A 22,345-nucleotide genomic window follows, 5' to 3' on the forward strand; every position below is an offset into this window, starting at 1 on the left:
GCGGAACGTAGTCGTACGGGCGCGTAGCGTGTCCCGCGCGGCGGGATCCGGCTGTCCACCGTCCGAGCAGCCTGGAGAGTGCATGCGTCGCCGTCCCGGCAGCCGCACAATCCGCACCCGGATCCTCGCCCTGGTGCTGATCCCCGTCGTCGTCCTCGTCTCACTGTGGACCTTCGCCGTGGTCTCGGTGACGGGCGAACTGCGCGACCTCATCCGGCTGCAGGCCGTCTACGTCCACTACGGGACCCCGGTCGACACCGCCGTCGGCCAGATCCAGGTCGAACGGCGGCTGTCCGCCGCGTACCTGGCCTCCGGGAGCAGCCGGAGCGCGCTGGCCGACCTCACCGGGCAGCAGCGGCACACCGACGAGGTGATCGCCGCGATGCGCGCGGCGATCGGCGACCGGGGCGAGCGCGGTGACCTCAGCGCCGGCCAGAGCCGGGTGCTCACCCGGGCGCTCGCCGCCGTGGACCGGCTGCCCGCGCTGCGCCGCGACGTCATCGCCGGGCGGATCGACTGGGCGCGCGCCGTGGACCGCTACACCGACGTCGTCCTGCCCACCTTCGAGGTGCAGACCGGCCTGACCGCCCTGCAGAACGGGCAGCTGGCCCGCGAGGCGCAGAACGTCGCCGGGCTCGTCCGGGTGCGCGAGTTCGTCTCCCACGAGGACGCGCTGGTGACCGGAGGACGGGTCGCGGGCGGCTTCACCACCGACCGGTTCCGCCGGCTGGCCGCCACGATCGAGGACCGCCGGGTCTTCCAGCGCACCTACGTACCGCCCCTTCCCGCCGACTCGCGCGCCCTCTTCCGGGAGTTCGAGCGCGGGCCGCTCTACCGGTCCCTGGTCGAGGGCGAGGACGCCCTGCTCCGGGCCGGCGCGACCGGCACCGGCAAGGTGCTGGTGAGCGCGTCGTGGCGGCGGACCATGGACGACGCCGTCCGCAGGTACATGCTGCTGTGCACCGACGCGGCGAAGAACGCCGCCGCCCGCGGCCGGGACTTCGCCCGGCGGGAGCTGCTGTACGCGGGTGCCGCGGGCGGCGCGGGACTGCTCGGCGTGGGACTGTCCCTCTGGTTCTCCGTCCGCACCGGGCGCCGGATCACCCGGCGGCTGGAGGAACTGCGGGACGCCGCCGACACCCTGGCGGTGCGCCAGCTCCCCGAGGTGACCCGGCGGCTGGGCGCGGGCGAGCAGGTCGACGTGGCCGCCGAGGCGCCGCCGCTCGCCTTCGGGCGGCCGGAGGACGACGGCTCCGACAGCGCGGGCCCGGACGAGATCGGGCAGGTCGGCCGCGCGCTGAACGCGGCGCGCCGGGCCGCGGTCGAGGCGGCCGTCCGGCAGGCCGACCTGCGGCGCGCGATGTCGGCGCTGTTCCTCAACATCGCCCGCCGCAACCAGGCGCTGGTGCACCGCCAGCTGAAGCTCGTCGACACCCTCGAACGGCGCACCTCCGACCCCGACGCGCTCGCCGAGCTGTTCCGCATCGACCACCTCACCACCCGCATGCGCCGCCACGCCGAGGGCCTGATCATCCTCTCCGGGGCCGCGCCGGGACGCGTCTGGCGCAAGCCGGTGCCGATCGTCGACGTCGTCGGCGCGGCGGTCGGGGAGGTCGAGGAGTACGCGCGCGTGGTGGTGCCGCCCATGCCGGAGGTCGGCGTGGTCGGCGAGGCCGTGGTCGACCTGATCCACCTCATCGCCGAACTGGTCGAGAACGCCACGGTGTTCTCCCCACCGCGCACCCAGGTGACCATGCGGGTCGGCGAGGCCGCGCACGGCTTCGCCCTGGAGATCGACGACCGCGGCCTCGGCATGGACGCCGACGAGCTCGAACAGGCCAACGCCACGCTCCGGCACGCGGAGGACTTCGACCCGGCGCGCAGCGAACGGCTCGGCCTGTACGTCGTCGGCCGCCTCGCCCACCGGCACGGCGTCGAAGTGACGCTCACCCGCTCCCCGTTCGGCGGCACCACGGCGGTGGTCTTCCTGCCGGGGCCGGTGCTGGCGCCCGTCACCGCCGGGGCGGGTACGGAGTCCGGGCCGGAGCCCGTGGCGACCGCCGCCGGGGCCCGGGCGGTGACCGCGGGGAGCGCGCCGGGCGACGGGGCCGTGGCGGAGCCGTCCGGCCCGCTGCCGCGGCGCAGGCGTGAGCCGGCCACGCGGGCGGTGCCCGGGCCGGTCCCGGCCGTGCCCACGGCTCCCGGGACCGGCGCGGCGGCGGCGCTGCCCACACGGGTGCGCCAGGCGAACCTGGCCCCGCAGTTGCGCGCCGGGGCGGACGATCCGGAGGCCGGGCGCGAGGTCACCGGCGCCGGCCTGTCGCCGGAGCAGATGGGGGCGATCTTCGGGGCCTTCCAGCGAGGGCTGAACCGGGGACGCGACGGTGCGGGAGAAGGAGGGGCAGGGACATGACTGACGCCGAGCCGTCCGGCACGGCACATCCCGAGGACGCCGGGGCCGCCGAGGGTCTGGACTGGCTGCTGGACGACCTGGTGGACCGCACGGATCACGTGCGCCAGGCCGTGCTGCTGTCCGGGGACGGGCTGGCGACGGCCTCATCCAAGGGGCTGACCGGCAAGGACGTCGACCATCTGGCCGCGGTGTGCTCCGGTTTCAACGGCCTGGCCAAGTCGGCCGGCCGGTCGTTCGCGGTGGGCGGGGTCCGCCAGGTCATGGTGATGCTGGACGACGCCTACCTGTTCGTCACCCCGGCCGGCGAGGGCAGTTGCCTGGCGGTCCTGTGCGCCTCGGGCGCGGATGTCGGGCAACTGGCCTACGAGATGGGCCTGCTCGTCAAGCGCACCGGACGGCACCTGGCCACTCCCGCCCGCGCGGCGGACGATCCGGGCGAGGAGTGACCCGGCGCGCCGAGGGCGGCGAGGACCGCTGGTACGACGAGGAGTCCGGCCCGATCGTCCGTCCGTACACCGTGACCGGGGGCCGTACTCGCCCCGACACGGAGCGCTCCTTCACGCTGATGGACCGGGTCCGGGCCCTGGACGAGCCCACGGGCCCGCGGGCGCACGGGCTGGTCGACCACGCGCGCGCCTCCCTGCTGGAGCTGCTGCGCCGTCAGGGGCCGCTGCCCCTGGTGGAGCTGGCGGCCGACGCCGACCTCCCGGTCACCGTGGTGCGCGTCGTGCTCGGTGACCTGGTCGACGCCGGGCTCGCCCGGGTGGACCCGCCGCCGGCCGCCGCCGGGCGGCCCGACGCGGATCTGCTGCGCGAGGTGATCCGCGGGCTGCGCGCCCTGTGAGGGCGGGTCCCCCGCGCCGGCCCGCGGGGGAGGAGGCGCGGATCCGGTGCGGTCCGACCTCTAGACATGACGTGTCCATGTCGCCAACCTGTTACCTGCCGCTCGTCCGGCAGAAACGTCCCAGCAGAAGGATGGCCGACGGTTCCAGCGGCCAAACACCCCCACACCCAAGGGAGTTCCCTATGTCCCGGATACGCAGTGCTCTCGCGCGGCGCAGTGTCTACGCGCGTCGACGCCTGGGTCTCCTCGTGGCGCTCACCAGCCTGTTCGCCGGCTTCGCGACCCTGAACGGCCCCACCGCCCAGGCGGCGCTCCCCACCCCCGTCAGCGCCGCCACCGCCCGTACCTACCTGGCCTCGCTCAGGGTCGCCACCGAGAACCGCACCGGATACAACCGCGACCTGTTCCCCCACTGGATCACCATCAGCGGCGCCTGCAACACCCGTGAGACGGTGCTCAAGCGCGACGGCAGCGGCGTGGTCACCGACTCCTCCTGCGCCGCCACCAGCGGCAGCTGGTACTCCGTCTACGACGGCGCCACCTGGACCGCCGCGTCCGACCTCGACATCGACCACCTCGTGCCCCTCGCCGAGGCCTGGGACTCCGGCGCCTCCGCCTGGACCACCTCCCAGCGGCAGGCCTTCGCCAACGACCTCACCCGCCCGCAGCTCATCGCCGTCACCGACAACGTGAACCAGGCCAAGGGCGACCAGGACCCGGCCACGTGGATGCCGTCCCGCACCGCGTACGCCTGCACCTACGTGCGCGCCTGGGTCCAGGTGAAGTACTACTACAACCTGGCGGTCGACTCCGCCGAGAAGAGCAAGCTCAGCAGCGTCCTCAGCGGCTGCTGACGGTGCGTCCCGGCCCCGCCCGGCCGCCGGGACCGCGGCCCGGGCGGGGCCGGGAACTCACGCCTTCCCTCCGACGTCCACAACTCACGACGACGGAGGGAAGGCCGACCGCCATGGCAGAACTGCGCCTGGGCCCGCTGCTGAGATACGTGGACGAGGACACGGCCACCGTGTGGGTCGAGGCGGACCGCCCCGCCACGGCGACCGTCGCCTGCGAGGACGGGGCCACCGGCAGCGAGCGCACCTGGCAGATCGCGGGCCACCACTACGCGATCGTCACCGTGACGGGGCTGCGCCCCGGCACCTCCACGCCCTACCGCGTCCTCCTCGACGGGCAGCAGGTCTGGCCGCTGCCCGGCTCCCCGTACCCGCCCAGCACCATCCACACCGCCGGGCACGACGGGGACGGCGGGGAGGACGGACAGCCGCTGCGCGTCGCCTTCGGCTCCTGCCGCTGGGCCGCGCCGCCCCCGGACGAACCCGACCCCATCGGCCCCGACGCGCTGGACACCCTCGCCCACCACATCGGCTCCGGCGACGCGCCCCGCCCCGACCTCCTGCTGCTGCTCGGCGACCAGATCTACGCCGACGAGACCTCCGCGGCCACCCGCCGCTGGCTCGCCCGGCGCCGCGACCTGGACGAGCCGCCCTGGGACCAGGTCGCCGACTACGAGGAATACACCCACCTTTACTACGAGTCCTGGCTCGACCCGGACATCCGCTGGCTGCTGTCCACGGTGCCCAGCTGCATGATCTTCGACGACCACGACGTCATAGACGACTGGAACACCTCCCACACGTGGCGCAACACCATGCGGGAGACGGCCTGGTGGCACGAGCGCGTCACCAGCGGCCTCACCTCGTACTGGGTCCACCAGCACCTCGGCAACCTCACCCCCGCCGAACTCGCCGCCGACAAGCTCCTCGCCGCGGTGCGCGCCGCCGAGGACGGCACGGAGACCCTGCGCGCCTTCGCCGCACGCGTGGAGGCCGACCCGGCGCACACCCGCTGGAGTTACCGCCGCGACCTCGGACGCACCCGCCTGCTCATGGTCGACTCACGCGCCGCCCGCGTCCTGGACGAGCACGACCGCGCCATGCTCGACCCGGCGGAACTCGACTGGCTGCGCCAGAACGTCCGCCCCGACGGCAGCTTCGACCACCTGCTCATCGGCACCTCCCTGCCCTGGCTCCTCCCGCACGCCGTCCACGACGCGGAGGCGTGGAGCTCCGCCCTCTGCGGCGGCAGCCGCGGCCACCGCTGGACGCACCGCGGCGAACGCCTGCGCCAGGCCGGCGACCTCGAACACTGGTCGGCCTTCCCCGACTCCTTCGACGCCCTCGCCGGGCTCCTCACCGACGCCGCCGACGCCCCCGAGGCCCCCGCCACGATCTGCGTCCTGTCCGGCGACGTCCACCACGCCTACACCGCCGAGGCCCACCGGCCCGGCACGCCGCTGCGCTCCCGTCTGCTGCAACTGACCTGTTCGCCGGTCCACAACACGATCCCCGGCTTCATGCGCCTCGCCTTCCGCTTCGCCTGGACGGGCCCCGCCCGGCTCATCGGCCGCGCCCTCGCCCGTCACGGCCGCGCCGGCACCCCGTCGTTGCGCTGGCGCAAGACGGGCGGCCCATGGTTCGGCAACCAGCTCATGACCCTGTCCCTGCGCGGCCGCGCCGCCGCGCTCCGGCTGGACCAGACCCGGGCCCCCAAGGGGACGGCACGGCGGGCGGAGTTGGTGACGGTGATGGACACCCACCTCACGACGGACTGAGCAGGGACGCGTAATCCGAGCAGAGGGCCCCGCGCGGCGCGCGGGGCCCTCCGCCGTGGTGCGTGCACCGGATCAGAAGGTGCTGGTGCTGTTGAACCTCGCGGTGGACCAGCGGTAGCCGAGGACGGTGAGGCCGGCGCACCAGGCGGCGGCGATCCACCCGTTGTCGCCGATGCCGGTGCCCAGGAGGAGGCCACGGAGGGTCTCGATGGCGGGGGTGAAGGGCTGGTACTGGGCGATGGGCCGGAACCAGCCGGGCATGGAGTGCAGGGGCACGAAGGCGCTGGACAGCAGGGGGAGCAGGATCAGGGGGGTGGCGTTGTTGCTGGCGGCCTCGGCATTGGGGCTGACCAGGCCCATGCCGACGGCGATCCAGGTCAGTGCGGTGGCGAAGCCGACGAGCAGGGCCAGGGCGGCGAGCCATTCCAGGGGGGTGGCGTGGGTGGAGCGGAAGCCGATGGCGACGGCGACGGCGGCGACGAGGACGACGCTGAGGACGGATTGCAGGACGCTGCCGATGACGTGTCCGACGATCACGGAGCCGCGGTGGATGGCCATGGTGCGGAAGCGGGCGATGATGCCTTCGGTCATGTCGTTGGAGACCGAGACGGCGGTGCCGATGGTGGTGCTGCCGATGGTCATCAGGAGCAGGCCGGGGACGAGGTAGGCGATGTAGGCGGAGCGGTCGGGGGTGCCGCCCGCGATGCCGGCGCTCATGGTGTCGCCGAAGACGTAGACGAACAGCAGGAGCAGCATGATCGGGGTGAGGAGGAGGTTGAGGGTCAGGGAGGGGTAGCGGCGGGCGTGCAGGAGGTTGCGGCGCAGCATGGTGGAGCAGTCGCGCAGGGCGTGGGTCGATGTGCTCATCGCAGGGCCTCCGTGGGCTGGTGGGGGACGGTGGCGGTGTCGCCGGTGAGGGCGAAGAAGACGTCGTCGAGGTCGGGGGTGTGGACGGTCAGCTCGTCGGCGTGGACGGCGGCGGCGTCGAGCCGGTCCAGGAGGGTGCGCAGGTCGCGTTGGCTGCCGTCGCTGGGCAGTTGCAGGGTCAGGGCGTCGTCGTCGCGGGCCGCGCCGGGCAGGGCGGTGGCGGCGTGGTGGTAGGCGGTGGGGTCGGTGAAGCGCAGCCGGATGTGGCCGCCGGGGATGAGGCGTTTGAGTTCGTCGGGGGTGCCTTCGGCGGCGATGGTGCCGTTGTGGAGGACGGCGATCCGGTCGGCGAGTTCGTCGGCCTCCTCCAGGTACTGGGTGGTGAGGAAGACGGTGACGCCGCCGGTGACGAGTTCGCGGATGATCTGCCACATGGTGTGGCGGGAGCGGGGGTCCAGGCCGGTGGTGGGTTCGTCCAGGAAGATGATGCGGGGGTTGCCGACCAGGGTCATGGCGATGTCCAGGCGGCGTTTCATGCCGCCGGAGTAGGTGGCGGCTGGCTTGCCGGCGGCCTCGGTGAGGTCGAAGCGTTCCAGCAGCGCGGCGGCCACCCGCCGTCCCTCGGCCTTGGACAGGTGGTGCAGGTCCGCCATCAGCAGCATGTTCTCCTCGCCGGTGATCAGCCCGTCGACGGCGGAGAACTGCCCGGTGACCCCGATCGCGGCACGCACCGCCTGCGGATCGCCGGCCAGGTCGTGGCCGGCGACCTGGGCCTGCCCGCCGTCGGCGGCGATGAGCGTGGACAGGATCTTCACCGCGGTGGTCTTCCCCGCCCCGTTCGGACCCAGCAACGCGAACACGGATCCGGCCGGGATGCGCAGGTCGATGCCGTCGAGCACGGTCTTGTCGCCGTAGGACTTGCGCAGACCGATGGCGGAGATGGCGGCGGGTGAGGCGTGACGGTCACCTTGCCTGGGCGTGGGCATGACAGATGAAGGCATGGGGCCCTCCATTCGAAGGCTGAAGTGGGTGGGGGCCGGCGCGGGTCGGGGTCGTGGTGCTCAGACCCGGGCACGGCGGATGTCGATGTTGCCCCAGCGGGTCCGGGCGTGGACCTCGACGGTGTCCTCGGTCGCCTCCGGGGTCCCGGACGCGGTGAGCGTGTTGCGGACCTGCCCGCGCTCGGAGCTGACGTCGAGCCAGGCGGCGGTGCCCTCGCGGACGCCGACCTCGATGGCGCCGTAGGAGGTCTCCAGCTGGACGGTGCCGCGGGCGACCTCGGCGACGCGCAGGTTGCCGTGGGCGACGGTGGCCGTGACCGAGCTCTCGGCACGCTCGACGTCGACGTTGCCGTGGGCTCCGCGCACCCGCAGTTCGCCGAGCGCGGCGCCGACGGTCGTGGTGCCGTGCGAGTTCTTCAGGACGGCGGGACCGTCGAGGGTGCCGACGCGCAGGCTGCCGGAACTGGTGGTGATCTCGGCCGTGCCCTCGATCCGGTCGACGGTGATCGAGCCGTGGGAGGCGGTCAGCTGCAGCGGGCCGGTCGTGTCGAAGCGGACGTCGTTGGACGAGGTCTTCACCCGGACCTCGCCGAGCCGGCCCTCGCCGAGCACCTGGGTCCAGGAACCGGTCACGTTGACGCGCGAGCCCGTGGGCAGTTCGACCGTCACGTCGACGGCGCCGCTGGGCCCGATGAGGTAGCGCTCCTTGGTCCTGACGGTGAGGGCGCCGTTCGCGTAGGTGACCTCGGTCTGGCCGGCCGCCCGGACGTCCTTGTCCCGCTTCGGGTCGCGGGGCAGCACCTCGACGACGGTGTCGGGGCGGTCGCCCGCGGCGAACCGGATGGAACCGGCGCCGACGTGGGCGGTGACGGAGATCGGTTCGGGGGTGTCGAAAGAAGGCATGGCTGTCCCGTCCTCTTGGGTCTTGGGGTCGTCCCCGCTGGTGGGACGTGGTGTGGGTGACGTGGAGCGGGTGCGGGTGCGGGCGGGCCCGGCTAGCGCACCCAGCCCGTGAAGCTCTGTCCGATGGTGCGGGTCTTCTCCGTCGTACGCTGCTGCGGGCCGCCGTCGACCGCGGCCGACACGGCCCGTACCAGCCACGCGTTGACCGACAGGCCCTCGCGGTTGGCGGCCTCCTCGGCGCGGGCCTTGAGGTGCGCCGGCAGGCGCAGGTTGACGCGTGCGGTGCCTCCCTCGTCGCCCTCGGCCGGGGCGGGGGCCGGGGCCTTGAGCGGTTCGACGGGCGCGTCCACCCGGTCCGCGGGGCCGCCGCCGGTGGGCGGCAGCGTCACCACGAAGTCGGGGTCCAGCCCGCGCAGCCGTACGTCGACCGAGCCGGGGGCGAGTTCTCGGGTGATCTCGTCCATCGCGGCGGAGAGCACGTTGAGCATGGTCAGGCGGGTCGCCGACTCCAGCGGAGCGGTGAGCCGCTCGGCCAGCTCGCGGGCATCCTCCCCGCCGGCTTCGGCGGCCACCGCGAGTTCACGGCGGAGGGTGTCGACATACGGGGTGAGGTCCATGACGTCATAGTGGCACCACTATGGCGCCATGCGCAAGCCTGAAGGGTGCCGCATGGTGCCCACCCTGTGGTGTAGCCGCTCTGACCTGGTGAAACGTGATGACGGTGGCCTGAGCCATGATGACGCCACATGTGCGCGATGTGCCATGGATGGCGCTGGATGGTGCTACGTGGCGCCAGATGGTGCTACGTGGCGCCAGATGGTGCCACCAGGTAGTGCCAGGTGGCGCCAAGAGCTGACCCCGCCGGTACGCCCGCCCCGCGATCAGCCCGCGCGCTCCAGGGTGACGGTGCTGCGCACAGGCGTGGCCCGCCACATGGCGGCCAACTGCGGGTAGGACCGGATCAGGCGGAGCGTCTCCGCGAGCGCGGCGGTCCTGGGCGCGCCGATGGCGTGGTGGTCGAATCCGGTGTCCTGGAGGCCCAGGTCGTCCAGTTCGGCCCACGCCGGATCCTCGGCGCAGCAGAGCTGCAGCTCAACCTCCCAGTACCCGGGTTGCCGGTGGGGGTCGTTGCGGTTGCCGCCGGTGTCGTGGACCGCGAGCAGCCGCCCGAACGAGAGCGCGGGCAGGTCGTCGTTCCAGTCCCACCGGCCCCATGCGGCGATGAAGCCGTCGCCGTCGGCCTCCTCGACGCCCTCGACCTCGATGGCGAGGAACTCGGCGAACGACTGCCAGGCCGCGTCGACGTCGTGGACCGCGCCGGGCGCGGCGCCGTGGCGGCGCAGGATCCGGGCCAGGGCCTCGTCGGCGGATCGCCAGGGGATGGGCACCGGGGGCGCTATCCCTCGTGCTCGTCGAGCCAGAGGACGATCCCGGTCACACCGCCCAGGATGGCCGCGACGCCGGCGCGGACGGCCGCGGCGCAGCGGGCGGGGGTGAAGGTGGCGGGGTCGTACGTCGAGGACATGCCCAGACCCTCACCGCGGAACGACGCGCCGGACCAGTCGACGGCGGTGACGTTGGCGGTGGGCTCGGCCAACTCCGCGCCCACCACGAGGAACTGCTGGGAGAGGTGGTTCGGGGTGACCGTGGCGAGGGGGTCGATCAGGTCGTTGCCGGCGCTGACGATGAGGTCCGGATGCATGTCGAGGGCCCGGGTGACGTCGGACAGGAGGTCGGCGGGGTGGTCGGTGACGACCGTCCTGAGGTCGACGTGCTCGGCCTCGGCCCACTCCTTGACCGCGGTCGCCAGCGCCTTGGCGGGGCGGTCGTCGCCCGCGGTCAGCAGGACGACGCGGTAGCCCTCCGAGGGGTGGACCCCGGACCAGGAGCCGGGGCGCGGGGTGGCCGTGGCCTCGGGGGCGGGCGGGGCGGCGCGGTCGACGAACCCGGGGCCCGGGGTGCCGACGGCGCTGGGGCTGGGGTGCGGGTGTGACCAGTCGTCGCCGGAGCCGCATCCGGTGAGCAGCGCGGCGGCCGCGGCCAGGGTGGCAGCGGCGCGAAGCGGGGGGCGCAAGGCGATCGACCTCCGGGTGGTGACAGGTGGTGCCGCCCCCATCCTGCAATCCCGTTCCCGTCGTCTCATCCGGGGGGGCGCCGTTGTCGAACTTGTTTTCTCACGATTCGCCGACCGGCCGGTTCCGGTTCACCCGTGACGTGCACGGTGCAGTGGCAACCTGAAGGAGCCACATGTCACATCGCGTCCGCCGCACCCTCGTCGGGATCACCGCGGCGGTGATCGCCTTCCTGGGTCTCGGGCAGCAGTCCGCGCTCGCGCACGGCTTCACCTCGACCGTGTACGTGGACGTCGCCCCGGCCGACGGAGGCCGCATACGGACCACGCTGCAGCTCGAGTACGACCTCTTCGTCGTGTCCGCCGCCGACTACCAGCACGACGACACCCTCTTCCGCGAAGGGACCGCCGCGTTCGACGCCGGCGACGCCACCGCCCAGGCCGCGGCGCTGGAGGCGCACGCGACGTCGGCCGTCGCGTACGCCACCGGGCGTTTCACGGTGAGTTCCGACGGCAAGGCCTGCACCCCCGCCCAGGCCGGAGGCTTCACGATGGGCCGCCGGGAGGGCGTGCCGTACGCCACCCTCCGCCTGGACTGGAACTGCCCGCAGGGCGAGGACCGCGAGGTGCGCAGCGGGCTGTTCCCCGATTCCGAGGGCTACGTCAAGGGCACCAAGACGATCGTCACGTACGCGGTCGACGGCAGTTCCGGCAGTGCCGCGCTCGACGCCGAGCACCCGTCCTTCTCCATCGGCCAGTCCTGGTACGAGCGGTTCTGGGAGTTCTTCCGCCTCGGCGCCGAGCACCTGCTGACCGGGATCGACCACATCCTGTTCCTGCTCGCCCTGATCGCCGGATCGCGGCGGCCGCGCGAGATCGTGCTGGCGGCCACCAGCTTCACCCTGGCGCACTCGGTGACGTTCATGCTCGCCGCGCTGGGCGTGGTCGACGTGCCCGCGCGCATCGTCGAGCCCGTCATCGCGCTGTCGATCGCCGTGGTCGCCGGCTGGTACCTGTGGCGGATCTGGCGGCGCGGTGACCACGCGACCGACCTCGAGGCCGCCGGGCAGGGGCATTTCAGCCTGGACCGGGCCGGATGGACCCGCCTCGGCGTGGTGTTCTGCTTCGGCCTGGTGCACGGCCTCGGCTTCGCGGGCGCGCTGGGGATCGACGAGGCGTGGTCGTGGACCCTGCTGTGGTCCCTGCTGGTGTTCAACGTCGGCATCGAGGCCGTCCAGCTGGCCATCATTGCCGTCGTCTTCCCGCTGCTGCTGGTGCTGCGCCGCCGGTCGGCGCGGGCCGGGCTCTGGACCACGGGCGCGATTTCCGCGGGGGTGTCCGTCATGGGGCTGGTGTGGTTCGTGCAACGAGTGTCCGGATTCTGAGACTACGTCCAGGACACGTGTGAAGTTCAACTATCTCGGGGCTCGCATTTATGTTCGCTTTACCTGCCGAGGTGAGCGTGGGGGTCTCCACTCGATGCACACGATTCGTGCACAGAAGGAAAAGACAAAAATGAGATCGAGCAACTCCTCGCGGACCTCCGGGTCCGCGCGGCGCCGTGTGGCCACCGGGGCCACCGCGGCGTTCCTCGGCCTGACGGTTGCCCTTGGCAACGGGCTGGTCACCTCGGCGTCCGCCGCCGACACCGCCACCCTCAGCGGCATCGTCCTCGGTGTCGGCGCCAACGAGGCCCAGCGCACCGTGACCTGGTACTCCTCCGCCGACACGGCGCAGCAGATCCAGCTCGCGCCGACCGCGCAGGTGGCCGACGGCCAGTTCCCGGCCGGTGCCGCCACCTTCGACGCCATCGGCGCGGCGAACATCGCCTCCAGCGGCGGCTACAACCGCCACGCGACGATCACCGGCCTGAAGGAGAACACCCAGTACTCCTACCGCGTCGGCAGCGAGGGCAACTGGTCCTCCACGTACTCCTTCAAGACGCAGGACTTCGAGGGCGAGTACGACTTCCTGTTCTACGGCGACCCGCAGATCGGCGCGTCCGGCAACCTGGCCGCCGACCAGGCCGGCTGGCAGGACACGGTCGACGTCTCGCTGCGGGCCAACCCGAACGCCGAGATCCTGGTGTCGGGCGGTGACCAGGTCGAGACGGCCAACACCGAGTCCCAGTGGAACTCCTTCCTCGCCCCCGACGGACTGCGCCAGTACCCGTGGGCCGCCACCATCGGCAACCACGACGTCGGCGGCAAGGCCTACGAGCAGCACTTCACCACCCCGAACACCGACCGCTCGGCCCCGTACTACGACAACGGGAACCCCGCGGGCACCAAGTCGGGCGGTGACTACTGGTACATCTACAAGGACGTGCTGTTCATCGACCTGAACAGCAACAGCTACAACTCCGCCAACGGCGGCGGTGACGCGGCGCACGTCAACTACGTGACCGACGTCATCAACAAGCACGGCAACGAGGCCAAGTGGAAGGTCCTCGTCTACCACCACGCGATCTACTCGCCGGCCTCGCACGCCAAGGACGGCGACAACAAGCAGCGTCGTCAGGACTTCCCGACCACGTTCTCCAAGCTCGGCGTGGACCTGGTCCTGCAGGGCCACGACCACAGCTACTCCCGCAGCTACCTGATCAAGAACGGTGAGAAGGAGAACCCGGCCGAGCAGCCTGGTGCCTCCGACGTGTACCCGGGTCCCGGCGGCGTCCTCTACGTGACGGCCAACTCCGCCTCGGGCTCGAAGTACTACGACATCACCAAGCCGGACAGCAGCGGCACCAGCGGCGCGGGCAACGGCGCCGACCCGCTGAACCCGGACAACTACTGGTACAACTCGGTCCAGAACCAGGAGCACGTCCGCACCTACGTCAAGGTCCAGGTGCGCAACGACAAGCTCGTCGTCGAGAACGTCCGCAGCGCCGCCAACGGCGCCGACCAGCCGGTCGGTTCGCACGTCGACGACGTCACGGTGCACCCGTACCACGGGGACAAGCAGGACCTGCAGGTCAACGTCCCCAACCCGGCTCCGGGTGAGTTCGGCTGGACGATCGACGGCTACAACGGCCTGGTGGACCTCGGTACCGCCAAGGAGCAGAACGGCGACCACTTCGTCGCGGGCGGCAAGATCAACCCGATCCTCGTCTCCGACAGCCGCCGTTCGCTCGCCCCGTGGTCGATCTCGGCCAACGTGGGCGACTTCAAGGACGCCGACAAGACGTTCTCCGGCTCCTACCTCGGCTGGACGCCGTACGTCCTGGACGGCGGCGCCGGTGCCGCGGCCGGTGACCCGGTGGCCTCCGGTTACGACGACCACGGCCAGGGCCTGTCCGTCTCGCGTGGCCTCGGCTCCGCCGAGCAGGGCCACCCGCGGGGTTCCGCCAAGCTCGGCGCCGACCTGGATCTGAAGATCCCGGACAGCGTCGAGAAGGGCGGCTACCGCGCCACCCTCACGATCACTGCGCTGAGCAGCTGACCGTACCCGTTTGACGGCGGGGCAGGCACCGTCGGTGCCTGCCCCGCCTCCCGCTCCAGGAGAACCCCGACATGCACCCGTCCGCACCGCGCCGCACGACGCCCCTCGCCCGCACCGCCGTCCTGGTCCTGCTCGCGGCCCTCGCCCTCGTGGGCCTCCACGCCGGCCCCGCCCGTGCGGCCGACGGCGACGTCACCTGGACGGTCAGGACGGCCGCGAACGGGTTCGGCAACGACCGGTCCAGCTACAGCTACACCGCGAACCCCGGCGGACAGGTCAAGGACGCCATGGTCGTGGCCAACCGCAGCACCTCCGCGCTGCGGCTCGCGCTCTACGCCGCCGACGGCTACACCACCGACACCGGGCAGCTCGACCTGCTCACCAAGGACAAGAAGTCCGTCGGGATCGGCGCCTGGGTCCACGCCGACCGCGACAGCGTCGAGATCAAGCCCGGCAAGACCGCCGAGATCCCCTTCACCGTCACCGTTCCGGACAACGCCACCCCCGGCGACTACGTGGGCGGCATCCTGACCTCGCTCAAGCAGTCCGACGAGGCCCAGGGCATCAACGTGGACCGGCGCCTGGGCATCCGGGTCAAGCTGCGGGTCAGCGGGGAGCTCAAGCCGAAGCTCGCCGTCGAGGACCTCCACCTCGACTACGACGGCCCGGCCGGCCCCTTCGCCTCGGGCGACGCCACCGTCACGTACACGATCCACAACACCGGCAACGCGATGCTGTCGGCCCGCCAGTCCGTCTCGGTGGCCGGCCCGTTCGGATGGCTGCGGGCGAAGGCCGGCGACATCCCCGCGCCGCCGGAGCTGCTCCCCGGCGAGAGCTGGAAGGTGAAGGTGCCCGTCCACGGCGTCGCACCCGCCGTCCGCCTCACCGCGACCGCCACCCTCACCCCGATGCTCACCGACGCGTCGGGCTCGATCACCCCGCTGGACCCGGTCGAGGCCACCGCCCACGGCTGGGCCGTGCCCTGGGTGCTGGTCCTGCTGATCGTCCTCCTCGCCGCGGCCGTCGCCGCCGCGATCGTCCTCACCCGCCGCGGCCGCACGCGGCGCAAGCAGCGCGAGGACACCCGCGTCCGGGACGCCGTGGAGAAGGCGCTCCGCGACAAGGAGACGCAGAAGGGCTGACCCCGGGCCGTCAGTCCGCGAGGACGGCGGGGCCCCGGGGCCATGAGGCCTCCCGCCCCGCCGCCAGGACCCGAAGACGCGCCGGAGCCGGGCCGACGGCCGCCGGGTGGTCTTCCGCCCGTTCGGTCGACGCCCGGCACCCGTGCGGGAGGGGCCCGCCGCGTCAGAGGATGTACTCCCCGAGCGCGTAGCCCTTCCGCTCCGTGATGAGCTCGATCCTGAGCCCGTTGGGGTCGGCCAGGAACATGCTGTCCGCGACCTCGGTGGGGAAGGACGCGTACGGCAGGCCCCGCTCGTCGAGGCGGGCCTTGACCATGTCGTAGGCCTCCTGCGTGACCGCGAGGGCGACGTGGTGGCCGCCGCCCACCGTCTCCGCGTAGTCGGGGTGGGGGTGGCCCGGGAAGTCGAAGAAGGCGAGCATGTTCTCGCCGCCCATGTCGAAGAAGAAGTGGGTCGATCCGCGGTAGTCGCGGTTCTCGATCAGGTCCACCAGCGGAAGCCCCAGTACGTCCCGGTAGAAGAGGATGGTCTCCTCGACGTCCCGGGCGATGAACGCGGCGTGGTGGACCCCCTGGGTGGTGGGTGCCGGGCGTTCCTCGGCCGGGAGGAGATAACGGTCCCTCAGTTCCGCCTGGCGCTCCAGGATCGCCTGCAGCTCCTCGCCGTGCGGCTGTGCCATGGTCGTGACTCCTCATCCTGGGGGCGGCGCGGACGGGCCCCGGGGCGACGGTATTGGGCCCGCCCTGCTCCCATCATCGCTTGACGTGTCAAGCAAACATAGAGGCATTTATTTGACACGTCAAGGATTCGGGAAGGGGTCCCGGCTTCCGGCAGGCCGAGCGGCAGGGGGGCGGGCGCCTCGGCCCGTCCATGTCCGCGCCCGGTTCCCGACACCTGTGGGCAAGGACGCAGGATCAAGGTCTCCAGGTAGTTGTATCTCCCAACCGGAGGTTTTGAGCCATGTCCTCAGTGTCCCGGAGAGACTTCCTCGGCACCGCCGCGACCGTCGCCGGCGCGGCCGCCATCGGCGCCACGCTGCCCGGCGTGAGCGCCGCCGCGACCCCCGCCCAGGCCGGGCCCGTCCCGCGCGGCCACGGCCACGGCCACGCGCACGGCGACATCCGCGACATCAAGCACGTCGTCGTGATCATGCAGGAGAACCGCAGTTTCGACCACTACTTCGGTGCCCTCAGGGGCGTACGCGGCTTCGGCGACCGCGCGACGATCCAGCTGCCCGGCGGCGGCTCCGTGTGGCAGCAGCCCAAGACGCCGACGGAGGGCGCCGAGACCCAGTACCCGTGGCGGCTGAGCGGCGCGAAGTCCTGGAGCGGCCCGACCCCGCCGAGCGCCGAGCTCGGCGCCGCCAACTACGGCGGCACCAGCCATGGCTGGACCGACCAGCACGGCGCCTGGTACGGCGGCCTCATGAACGGCTGGTACTACGCCAAGGGCGGTCCCACCACCCTCGGCTACCTGGACCGCAAGGACCTGCCCTTCCACTACGCCCTCGCCGACACCTACACCGTCGGCGACGCCTACCACTGCTCCGTGCTCAGCGCGACCGGCCCGAACCGCACCTACCTGTGGGGCGGCACCATCAACGCCGACAAGAAGCACGGCGACTTCACCGCCAACGACGGCGGCGACGAGCGTGGCAGGTTCCTGCCCTGGGAGTCCTACGCCGAGACGCTCCAGGAGGCCGGCGTCAGCTGGCGCGTCTACCAGTGCGCCGACGACTACGGCGACAACGGGCTGGAGTACTTCGGCACCTTCGCCAGGCTCGACCCCACCCAGGGAGGTCAGGCCGCCCCCGGCAACGTCTATTACGACAACGGCGTCAAGGACGTCCCCGAGCCGGTCACCGGCCTCGCGGGCAACGCCGACAACATCAGCGCCGCGATCCGCGCGGACGTGCTGGGCGGCACGCTGCCGCAGGTCAGCTGGGTCGTCAACAACCAGTTCTTCTCCGAGCACCCGGTCACCGCGCCCAGCAACGGCGGGTACTTCCTGCGCGGCGTCCTGGAGGCCCTCCACGCCGACCCGGACGTCTTCGACTCGACGCTGGTGATCGTCAACTACGACGAGAACGACGGCCAGTTCGACCACGTCCCGCCGCCCGTCCCCGCCCCCGGGGAGGCCGACGAGTTCGTCTCCGGCACCATGGGCCAGTACGGCGTCACCGAGCCCCTCCCGGTCGGCCTCGGCTTCCGCGTGCCGCTGCTGCTCATCTCGCCCTGGACCCGCGGCGGCTGGGTGACCTCGGAGGTCTCCGACCACACCTCGGTCATCCAGTTCCTGGAGAAGTGGACCACCGGCCTCGGCACGCCTGCCATCTGCCCCAACATCAGCGACTGGCGGCGCGAGGTGTGCGGCGACCTCACCAGCGCCCTCGACTTCGCCTCCCCCGTCTACGGGCTGCCCCACCTGCCCGACACCGGTCCGCTCGTCCCCGAGACCCGGTACACCCCGCTGCCCGGCGACAACGCGATGCCCACGCAGGAGAAGGGCACCAAGCGGGCCCGCCCGCTGCCGTACCAGCCCAGCGCCAACCTGACCGGCTTCGCCGACGGCGCGGTCGAGCTGGAGCTCGGCAACGAGGCCCCCTTCGCCACCAAGGCGAGCCACTTCTCCGTCCACAACAACCTCGGCGGGTTCCCCTCGCTGGCCGCGTACCCGGCCGCGTTCCCCGGCCAGTACACCGTCCCCGCGGGCGCGCGGGTCACCGGCACCGGCCCCGTCGGCTCCACCGCCGGCGACACCGCCTACGACCTGACGGTCACGGGCCCCAACCGGTTCCTGCGCCGCTTCACCGGCGACACCGCCGGCGCCGGCAAGGACCTCGTCGTCGAGGCCCGCTACCACGACGGCAGGGCGACCGCCCACCCGAAGCTCAAGCTGTGGCTGCGCAACGACGGCCGCAAGCCGGTGACGTTCACCGTCACGCACAACCACTACATCCACGGCGCCCCCACGAAGGTGCGGGTCGCCCCGCACGGCAAGGAGGCGTGGACGGTCAACCCGCTGGAGGTCAGCGACGGCTGGTACGACGTCACCGTCACGGCCGACTGCGACCGCACCTGGTCGCAGCGCTTCACCGGCCACCTGGAGACCGGCCGGGCCAGCGTCACCGGCTGACCTGACCTGACCTGACCTGACCTGAACGGCCGGGGACGGGCGACCGCCGTCGCCCGTGCCCGGCCGCGGCCGCGTCCGTGCCCGGCGTCCCGGCCGCGGTCAGATGACGGTGAGCGTCAGGACAGCCGTGTAGGTGCCGGGTGGCGTGCCCGTCGGCGCGTCGAGGTCCAGCCGGGCCCCCACGTCGGCGGCGCCGGGGCCGGCCCCGGTGGACGTCCTCCCGTTGCGCGGGACCGGAGAAGCGGGTACGGCCCTCCCGGGCGGCCCCTCCTGGACGCTGCGCGAGGAGGCGGACCCGGCGATCGTGTGACGCGGCCGGGCGCGGTCCGGACCGCCGGCGACGGAGGGTGACCGTGACCCCCGGGTCCTGGCCAAGGGCCGCCGGTGGGTGAACGCCCGCCCCCGGCGCCCGGAAGATTTCCCACAGCGCCCTCGCATAGCCCCTGACCTGCGAAGAAGCGCCCGCCGCGGCGCTGCGCCGCGGCGCTTTCTTTTGACTACGGGCCCCACCCGTGTCACGGTCATGTCCTCGGCGTTTGCCGCCTTGCATCACGGCGTCCCTGCCCGGTGAGCGAGAACGCGTGGGTCACGTGGCCCTCGTCCTACCGGCTCCAGGCACACGAAGCCGGTTCGACGACGGTCGGAAATGGCACGGCCGTTGTCCACCAATCTTCACGTACGAAGGAGATTGACATGCGTGCAAACATCACCGTCCGCCGGACTGTCGCCGCAGCGCTGGCGGCACCGTTGCTCGCCGTCGTCGCGGCGGGCACCGCCGACGCGGCACCACAGATCACGACCTCAGCCCTCCAGACGGCCCCGACCAGCTACGTCCAGGGCGGCGGTGGCTTCGGCGGCATCGGCGGCTTCCGCGGCAACGGGTTCTACGGCAACAACTTCTACGGCGGTTTCGTCCCCGTCGTCGTCGTCCCCGTGGCCGTCCCCGTCGGCGGCTTCGGCGGGTACTTCCCGTTCCGCTGAGGGCTCCCCGCCCCACCGACCGCGGCACACCCCGACCGGCCGGAAGTCCCGTGGCGAACCGCCGCGGGACTTCCGGCCGGCGGGCCGCCCTCGCCCCGCTCCTGTCACACCCCCACGACGGCTCCGGTCTCAGCTGTCGGCCCCCGTCCACGTGGGGCCGGTCCAGTCGACGACGAGGAGAGCACCGTGACCGTCCGGTCCAGGGAATTCAACTTCGGCATGCCGTGGGAATCGCTCTACGGGTACAGCCAGGCCGTACAGGCCGGCGACACGCTCTACATCTCGGGGCAGTTGTCCCACGACAGCGCCGGAACCTTCATCGGGACCGGCGACTTCGAGCTCCAGATGAGCACGACCCTCGACAACCTCGACCGCGTGCTGGAGCACTTCGGCGCCGGCCGCGACCAGATCGTCGAGACTACCGTCCTGGTCAGGGGCCTGCGCGACCACTTCGACACCGCCGCCCGCCTGTACGCCGCCTACTGCGGCGACCACCGCCCCACCAGCACCGTCATGGGCGTGTCCGACCTGGCCCTGCCCGACCAGCTCGTGGAGATCGGCGCGGTCGTCCGCCTCGACATCACCCACTGACCGGACACCGGACGCGGGGCTAGGATCCGGGCCATGGCCCTGACCCTGCACGACGTGGACCGGTTCGAGGCCTCCAGGCCGCGCCTGGAGGCCGTCGCCTACCGGCTCCTCGGCTCCGCGAGCGAGGCCGAGGACGCCGTGCAGGAGACCTTCCTGCGCTGGCAGGCCGTCGACGTCGACCGCATCGACGTCCCCGAGGCGTGGCTGACCAAGGTGCTCACCAACCTGTGCCTCAACCAGCTGACCTCGGCCCGGGCCCGGCGCGAGACCTACGTGGGCCAGTGGCTCCCCGAACCGCTGCTCGCCGGTGACCCGATGCTCGGCCCGGCCGACACCGCCGAACAGCGCGAATCCGTCTCGTACGCGGTCCTCGTCCTGCTGGAGCGCCTCAGCCCCAACGAGCGCGCGGTGTACGTGCTGCGGGAGGCCTTCGACTACCCGCACCGCGAGATCGCCGGGATCCTCGACATCACCGAGGCCGCCAGCCAGCAGATCCACCACCGCGCCAGGAAGCACATCGCGGACGGCAAGGCCCGCAAGGCCGGTACCGAGGTCGACGAGGCGGCCACCCGGCGGGTCGTCGAGGAGTTCCTTGCGGCCGCCACCAGCGGCCGGACCGAGCCGCTCGTGCGGCTGCTCACCCAGGACGTCGTCGCGGTCGGCGACGGCGGCGGGAAGGTCCCGGCCCGCGCGAAGGCGTTCGAAGGAGCGCTCGCCGTCGCGAAGTTCCTGCGGGGCCTGTTCAAGCCCGGCACGGCCAAGCGTGCCCTGGTCGGCGGCTCGGCCGAGATCCACGCGACGACCGCCAACGGCGGCCCCGCCCTCGTGGCGGTCGTCGACGGCCGGGTCGTCGGCGTCATGTGCCTGGAGGTCACCGCCGAGGGCATCGCCGCCGTACGCAACCAGGTCAACCCCGACAAGCTCCGGCGCGCGACCGGGCGATGGGCGGCCGGCGACCACGGGGAACCTCTGCTCCACGCCTTCTGACCCCGGTGTGACGTGCTTCACATCGCGTTCCTGTCAGGAAACGGCGGCCCGCCCGGTTCAAGGGGCGAACCCGCTGGAGAGAAGACAGGAGCCAGGACATGCAGCACCGCATCGTCGTCCTCGGAGCCGGATACACCGGAGCCAGCGCCGCCGGGCGCCTCGCCAGGCGGCTGCACCGCGAGGACGTCGCCATCACCCTCGTCAACGCGGAGCCCGACTTCGTCGAGCGCGTCCGGATGCACCAGCTCGCGACCGGCCAGGACCTCACCACCCGGCCCCTCGGCGAGATGTTCGCGGGCACCGGCGTCGAACTGAAGGCGGCGAAGGTCACCGGCATCGACCCCGACCGCAGGACCGTCGCCGTCCACGGCGCGGACGGCGCCGGGGAACTGACCTACGACACCCTCGTCTACGCCCTCGGCAGCGGCTGGAAGGACCAGGGCGTCCCCGGCGCCGCCGAGCACGCCCACGAGATCGCCGGCCGCCCCGGGGCACTGCGGGTGCGCGAGCGCCTGGCCGCCCTGGACGCCGGACGGCCCGTGCTCGTGGTCGGCGGCGGCCTCACCGGCCTGGAGGCCGCGACCGAGATCGCCGAGGCCCGCCCGGACCTCGCCGTCGCCCTCGCCGCCCACGGCGGCCTCGGCGACTGGCTCTCCGGCAAGGGCGCCCGGCACCTGCGCAAGGTCGTCGACCGGCTCGGCATCACCGTGCACGAGCACACCACCGTCACCGCCGTGGCGGCCGACCACGTCACCACCGCCGACGGCACCTCCATCCCGGCCGCGGTCACCGTGTGGACCACCGGCTTCGCCGTCCACCCGATCGCCGGGGCCACCACCCTGGAGACGACCGGCACCGGCCGGATCGTGGTCGACGGCACCATGCGCTCGGTCTCCCACCCGGACGTCTACGCCATCGGCGACGCCGCCCTGGCGATGGGCCCCGGCGACAAGCCGCTGCGGATGTCGTGCGCCTCGGGCATCCCCACCGCCTGGCAGGCCGCCGACGCCATCGCGGCCCGCCTGACCGGCGGCAAGCTCCCCAACACCCCACTGCGGTACTTCAACCAGTGCATCTCGCTCGGCCGCAAGGAGGGCCTGATCCAGTACGTCACCGCCGACGACCGTGCGGTCAGCGCGGCCCTGACCGGACGGCTCGCCGCCCTCTACAAGGAACTGGTCTGCAAGGGCGCCGCCTGGGGCGTCGCCAACCCGACGATGGGCCTCCCCACCCGCCGTCGCCGCGTCATCCCCCGGCCCGCCCCGTCCGGACCCGCGGTCCGGACGCCTGCCTGACCCGCACCGCACGCGCCGTCCCGCCGCGGGGGAGCCGCCCCGCGG

20 protein-coding genes are annotated in these 22,345 nt (G+C 72.5%); 13 read left to right on the forward strand and 7 right to left on the reverse strand.

Annotated elements, in window-relative coordinates:
• Nucleotides 1–82 precede the first annotated feature (82 nt).
• From PV410_RS03115 to PV410_RS03135, 5 genes are all read left to right on the forward strand, one after another.
• Entirely contained in the window at nt 83–2,413 is a 2,331-nt protein-coding gene (locus tag PV410_RS03115) for a sensor histidine kinase (protein WP_500322131.1), read from the forward strand.
• Nucleotides 2,410–2,859, forward strand: a complete 450-nt coding sequence (locus tag PV410_RS03120; RefSeq protein WP_500322132.1) for a roadblock/LC7 domain-containing protein — start codon at nt 2,410–2,412, stop codon at nt 2,857–2,859. The genes PV410_RS03115 and PV410_RS03120 overlap by 4 nt, the downstream gene beginning before the upstream one ends.
• The gene (locus PV410_RS03125) at nt 2,856–3,257 is read left to right on the forward strand and encodes a DUF742 domain-containing protein (RefSeq protein WP_500322134.1); all 402 of its coding nucleotides are present in this window, start codon (nt 2,856–2,858) and stop codon (nt 3,255–3,257) included. The genes PV410_RS03120 and PV410_RS03125 overlap by 4 nt, the downstream gene beginning before the upstream one ends.
• A 182-nt stretch (nt 3,258–3,439) precedes the next feature.
• Nucleotides 3,440–4,111 carry an HNH endonuclease family protein gene (locus PV410_RS03130; protein ID WP_500322135.1) on the forward strand — a complete coding sequence of 224 codons (672 nt, stop codon included), beginning with the start codon at nt 3,440–3,442 and terminating at the stop codon, nt 4,109–4,111.
• A gap of 113 nt (nt 4,112–4,224) precedes the next feature.
• A complete protein-coding gene (locus PV410_RS03135; protein WP_500322137.1) occupies nt 4,225–5,886 on the forward strand; it encodes an alkaline phosphatase D family protein in 1,662 nt (553 codons plus the stop codon).
• Between the two features lie 72 nt (nt 5,887–5,958).
• Here the strand turns inward: PV410_RS03135 and PV410_RS03140 are convergent, their stop codons facing one another.
• The 6 genes from PV410_RS03140 to PV410_RS03165 form a co-directional block, all read right to left on the reverse strand.
• Nucleotides 5,959–6,753, reverse strand: coding sequence for an ABC transporter permease (locus PV410_RS03140; RefSeq protein WP_500322139.1), 795 nt, complete (start codon nt 6,751–6,753; stop codon nt 5,959–5,961).
• Nucleotides 6,750–7,754, reverse strand: coding sequence for an ATP-binding cassette domain-containing protein (locus tag PV410_RS03145; RefSeq protein ID WP_500322141.1), 1,005 nt, complete (start codon nt 7,752–7,754; stop codon nt 6,750–6,752). The genes PV410_RS03140 and PV410_RS03145 overlap by 4 nt, the downstream gene beginning before the upstream one ends.
• Nucleotides 7,755–7,814: 60 nt before the next feature.
• On the reverse strand, nt 7,815–8,657 hold the full coding sequence (locus PV410_RS03150; RefSeq protein ID WP_499511657.1) for a DUF4097 family beta strand repeat-containing protein: 843 nt from the start codon (nt 8,655–8,657) through the stop codon (nt 7,815–7,817).
• 92 nt (nt 8,658–8,749) lie between these two features.
• On the reverse strand, nt 8,750–9,274 hold the full coding sequence (locus PV410_RS03155; protein ID WP_500322143.1) for a toxin-antitoxin system HicB family antitoxin: 525 nt from the start codon (nt 9,272–9,274) through the stop codon (nt 8,750–8,752).
• Between the two features lie 264 nt (nt 9,275–9,538).
• The gene (locus tag PV410_RS03160; protein ID WP_500322145.1) at nt 9,539–10,045 is read right to left on the reverse strand and encodes a hypothetical protein; all 507 of its coding nucleotides are present in this window, start codon (nt 10,043–10,045) and stop codon (nt 9,539–9,541) included.
• Between the two features lie 8 nt (nt 10,046–10,053).
• On the reverse strand, nt 10,054–10,731 hold the full coding sequence (locus PV410_RS03165) for a type 1 periplasmic-binding domain-containing protein (RefSeq protein ID WP_500322147.1): 678 nt from the start codon (nt 10,729–10,731) through the stop codon (nt 10,054–10,056).
• 173 nt (nt 10,732–10,904) lie between these two features.
• Between PV410_RS03165 and PV410_RS03170 the strand changes: the two genes are divergently transcribed.
• The 3 genes from PV410_RS03170 to PV410_RS03180 all read left to right on the forward strand — a co-directional run bounded on the left by PV410_RS03170 (nt 10,905) and on the right by PV410_RS03180 (nt 15,311).
• Nucleotides 10,905–12,113, forward strand: a complete 1,209-nt coding sequence (locus PV410_RS03170) for a HupE/UreJ family protein (RefSeq protein WP_500322149.1) — start codon at nt 10,905–10,907, stop codon at nt 12,111–12,113.
• 130 nt (nt 12,114–12,243) lie between these two features.
• The gene (locus PV410_RS03175) at nt 12,244–14,169 is read left to right on the forward strand and encodes a purple acid phosphatase family protein (RefSeq protein ID WP_500322151.1); all 1,926 of its coding nucleotides are present in this window, start codon (nt 12,244–12,246) and stop codon (nt 14,167–14,169) included.
• 71 nt (nt 14,170–14,240) lie between these two features.
• Nucleotides 14,241–15,311, forward strand: a complete 1,071-nt coding sequence (locus PV410_RS03180) for a COG1470 family protein (protein ID WP_500322152.1) — start codon at nt 14,241–14,243, stop codon at nt 15,309–15,311.
• Nucleotides 15,312–15,474: 163 nt separating this feature from the next.
• Here PV410_RS03180 and PV410_RS03185 read toward each other — a convergent pair whose 3' ends face one another.
• Nucleotides 15,475–15,990, reverse strand: a complete 516-nt coding sequence (locus PV410_RS03185; RefSeq protein ID WP_500322154.1) for a VOC family protein — start codon at nt 15,988–15,990, stop codon at nt 15,475–15,477.
• Nucleotides 15,991–16,271: 281 nt separating this feature from the next.
• On the opposite strand from PV410_RS03185, the gene PV410_RS03190 reads away from it, so the two are divergent.
• The 5 genes from PV410_RS03190 to PV410_RS03210 all read left to right on the forward strand — a co-directional run bounded on the left by PV410_RS03190 (nt 16,272) and on the right by PV410_RS03210 (nt 22,300).
• Nucleotides 16,272–18,446 carry a phosphocholine-specific phospholipase C gene (locus PV410_RS03190; protein WP_500322155.1) on the forward strand — a complete coding sequence of 725 codons (2,175 nt, stop codon included), beginning with the start codon at nt 16,272–16,274 and terminating at the stop codon, nt 18,444–18,446.
• Nucleotides 18,447–19,139: 693 nt separating this feature from the next.
• Nucleotides 19,140–19,427: a hypothetical protein gene (locus tag PV410_RS03195; protein ID WP_500322157.1), complete on the forward strand. Its 288-nt coding sequence runs from the start codon at nt 19,140–19,142 to the stop codon at nt 19,425–19,427.
• Between the two features lie 186 nt (nt 19,428–19,613).
• The gene (locus PV410_RS03200) at nt 19,614–20,018 is read left to right on the forward strand and encodes a RidA family protein (protein ID WP_500322158.1); all 405 of its coding nucleotides are present in this window, start codon (nt 19,614–19,616) and stop codon (nt 20,016–20,018) included.
• A gap of 33 nt (nt 20,019–20,051) precedes the next feature.
• Nucleotides 20,052–21,005 carry an RNA polymerase sigma factor SigJ gene (gene sigJ / locus PV410_RS03205; protein ID WP_500322159.1) on the forward strand — a complete coding sequence of 318 codons (954 nt, stop codon included), beginning with the start codon at nt 20,052–20,054 and terminating at the stop codon, nt 21,003–21,005.
• A gap of 98 nt (nt 21,006–21,103) precedes the next feature.
• On the forward strand, nt 21,104–22,300 hold the full coding sequence (locus tag PV410_RS03210; RefSeq protein ID WP_500322160.1) for an NAD(P)/FAD-dependent oxidoreductase: 1,197 nt from the start codon (nt 21,104–21,106) through the stop codon (nt 22,298–22,300).
• Nucleotides 22,301–22,345: the final 45 nt, after the last annotated feature.

It is taken from the genome of Streptomyces sp. PA03-5A (assembly GCF_033792725.1).
Lineage (GTDB): Bacteria > Actinomycetota > Actinomycetes > Streptomycetales > Streptomycetaceae > Actinacidiphila.

Coding starts and splice junctions, on each gene's coding strand:
- PV410_RS03155 (WP_500322143.1), bottom strand. CDS start 9,274: ATGGACCTCACCCCGTATGTCGACACCCTCCGCCGTGAACTCGCGGTG.
- PV410_RS03180 (WP_500322152.1), top strand. CDS start 14,241: ATGCACCCGTCCGCACCGCGCCGCACGACGCCCCTCGCCCGCACCGCC.
- PV410_RS03210 (WP_500322160.1), top strand. CDS start 21,104: ATGCAGCACCGCATCGTCGTCCTCGGAGCCGGATACACCGGAGCCAGC.
- PV410_RS03145 (WP_500322141.1), bottom strand. CDS start 7,754: ATGCCTTCATCTGTCATGCCCACGCCCAGGCAAGGTGACCGTCACGCC.
- PV410_RS03140 (WP_500322139.1), bottom strand. CDS start 6,753: ATGAGCACATCGACCCACGCCCTGCGCGACTGCTCCACCATGCTGCGC.
- PV410_RS03120 (WP_500322132.1), top strand. CDS start 2,410: ATGACTGACGCCGAGCCGTCCGGCACGGCACATCCCGAGGACGCCGGG.
- PV410_RS03150 (WP_499511657.1), bottom strand. CDS start 8,657: ATGCCTTCTTTCGACACCCCCGAACCGATCTCCGTCACCGCCCACGTC.
- PV410_RS03135 (WP_500322137.1), top strand. CDS start 4,225: ATGGCAGAACTGCGCCTGGGCCCGCTGCTGAGATACGTGGACGAGGAC.
- PV410_RS03170 (WP_500322149.1), top strand. CDS start 10,905: ATGTCACATCGCGTCCGCCGCACCCTCGTCGGGATCACCGCGGCGGTG.
- PV410_RS03190 (WP_500322155.1), top strand. CDS start 16,272: ATGTCCTCAGTGTCCCGGAGAGACTTCCTCGGCACCGCCGCGACCGTC.
- PV410_RS03195 (WP_500322157.1), top strand. CDS start 19,140: ATGCGTGCAAACATCACCGTCCGCCGGACTGTCGCCGCAGCGCTGGCG.
- sigJ (WP_500322159.1), top strand. CDS start 20,052: ATGGCCCTGACCCTGCACGACGTGGACCGGTTCGAGGCCTCCAGGCCG.
- PV410_RS03130 (WP_500322135.1), top strand. CDS start 3,440: ATGTCCCGGATACGCAGTGCTCTCGCGCGGCGCAGTGTCTACGCGCGT.
- PV410_RS03185 (WP_500322154.1), bottom strand. CDS start 15,990: ATGGCACAGCCGCACGGCGAGGAGCTGCAGGCGATCCTGGAGCGCCAG.
- PV410_RS03115 (WP_500322131.1), top strand. CDS start 83: ATGCGTCGCCGTCCCGGCAGCCGCACAATCCGCACCCGGATCCTCGCC.
- PV410_RS03175 (WP_500322151.1), top strand. CDS start 12,244: ATGAGATCGAGCAACTCCTCGCGGACCTCCGGGTCCGCGCGGCGCCGT.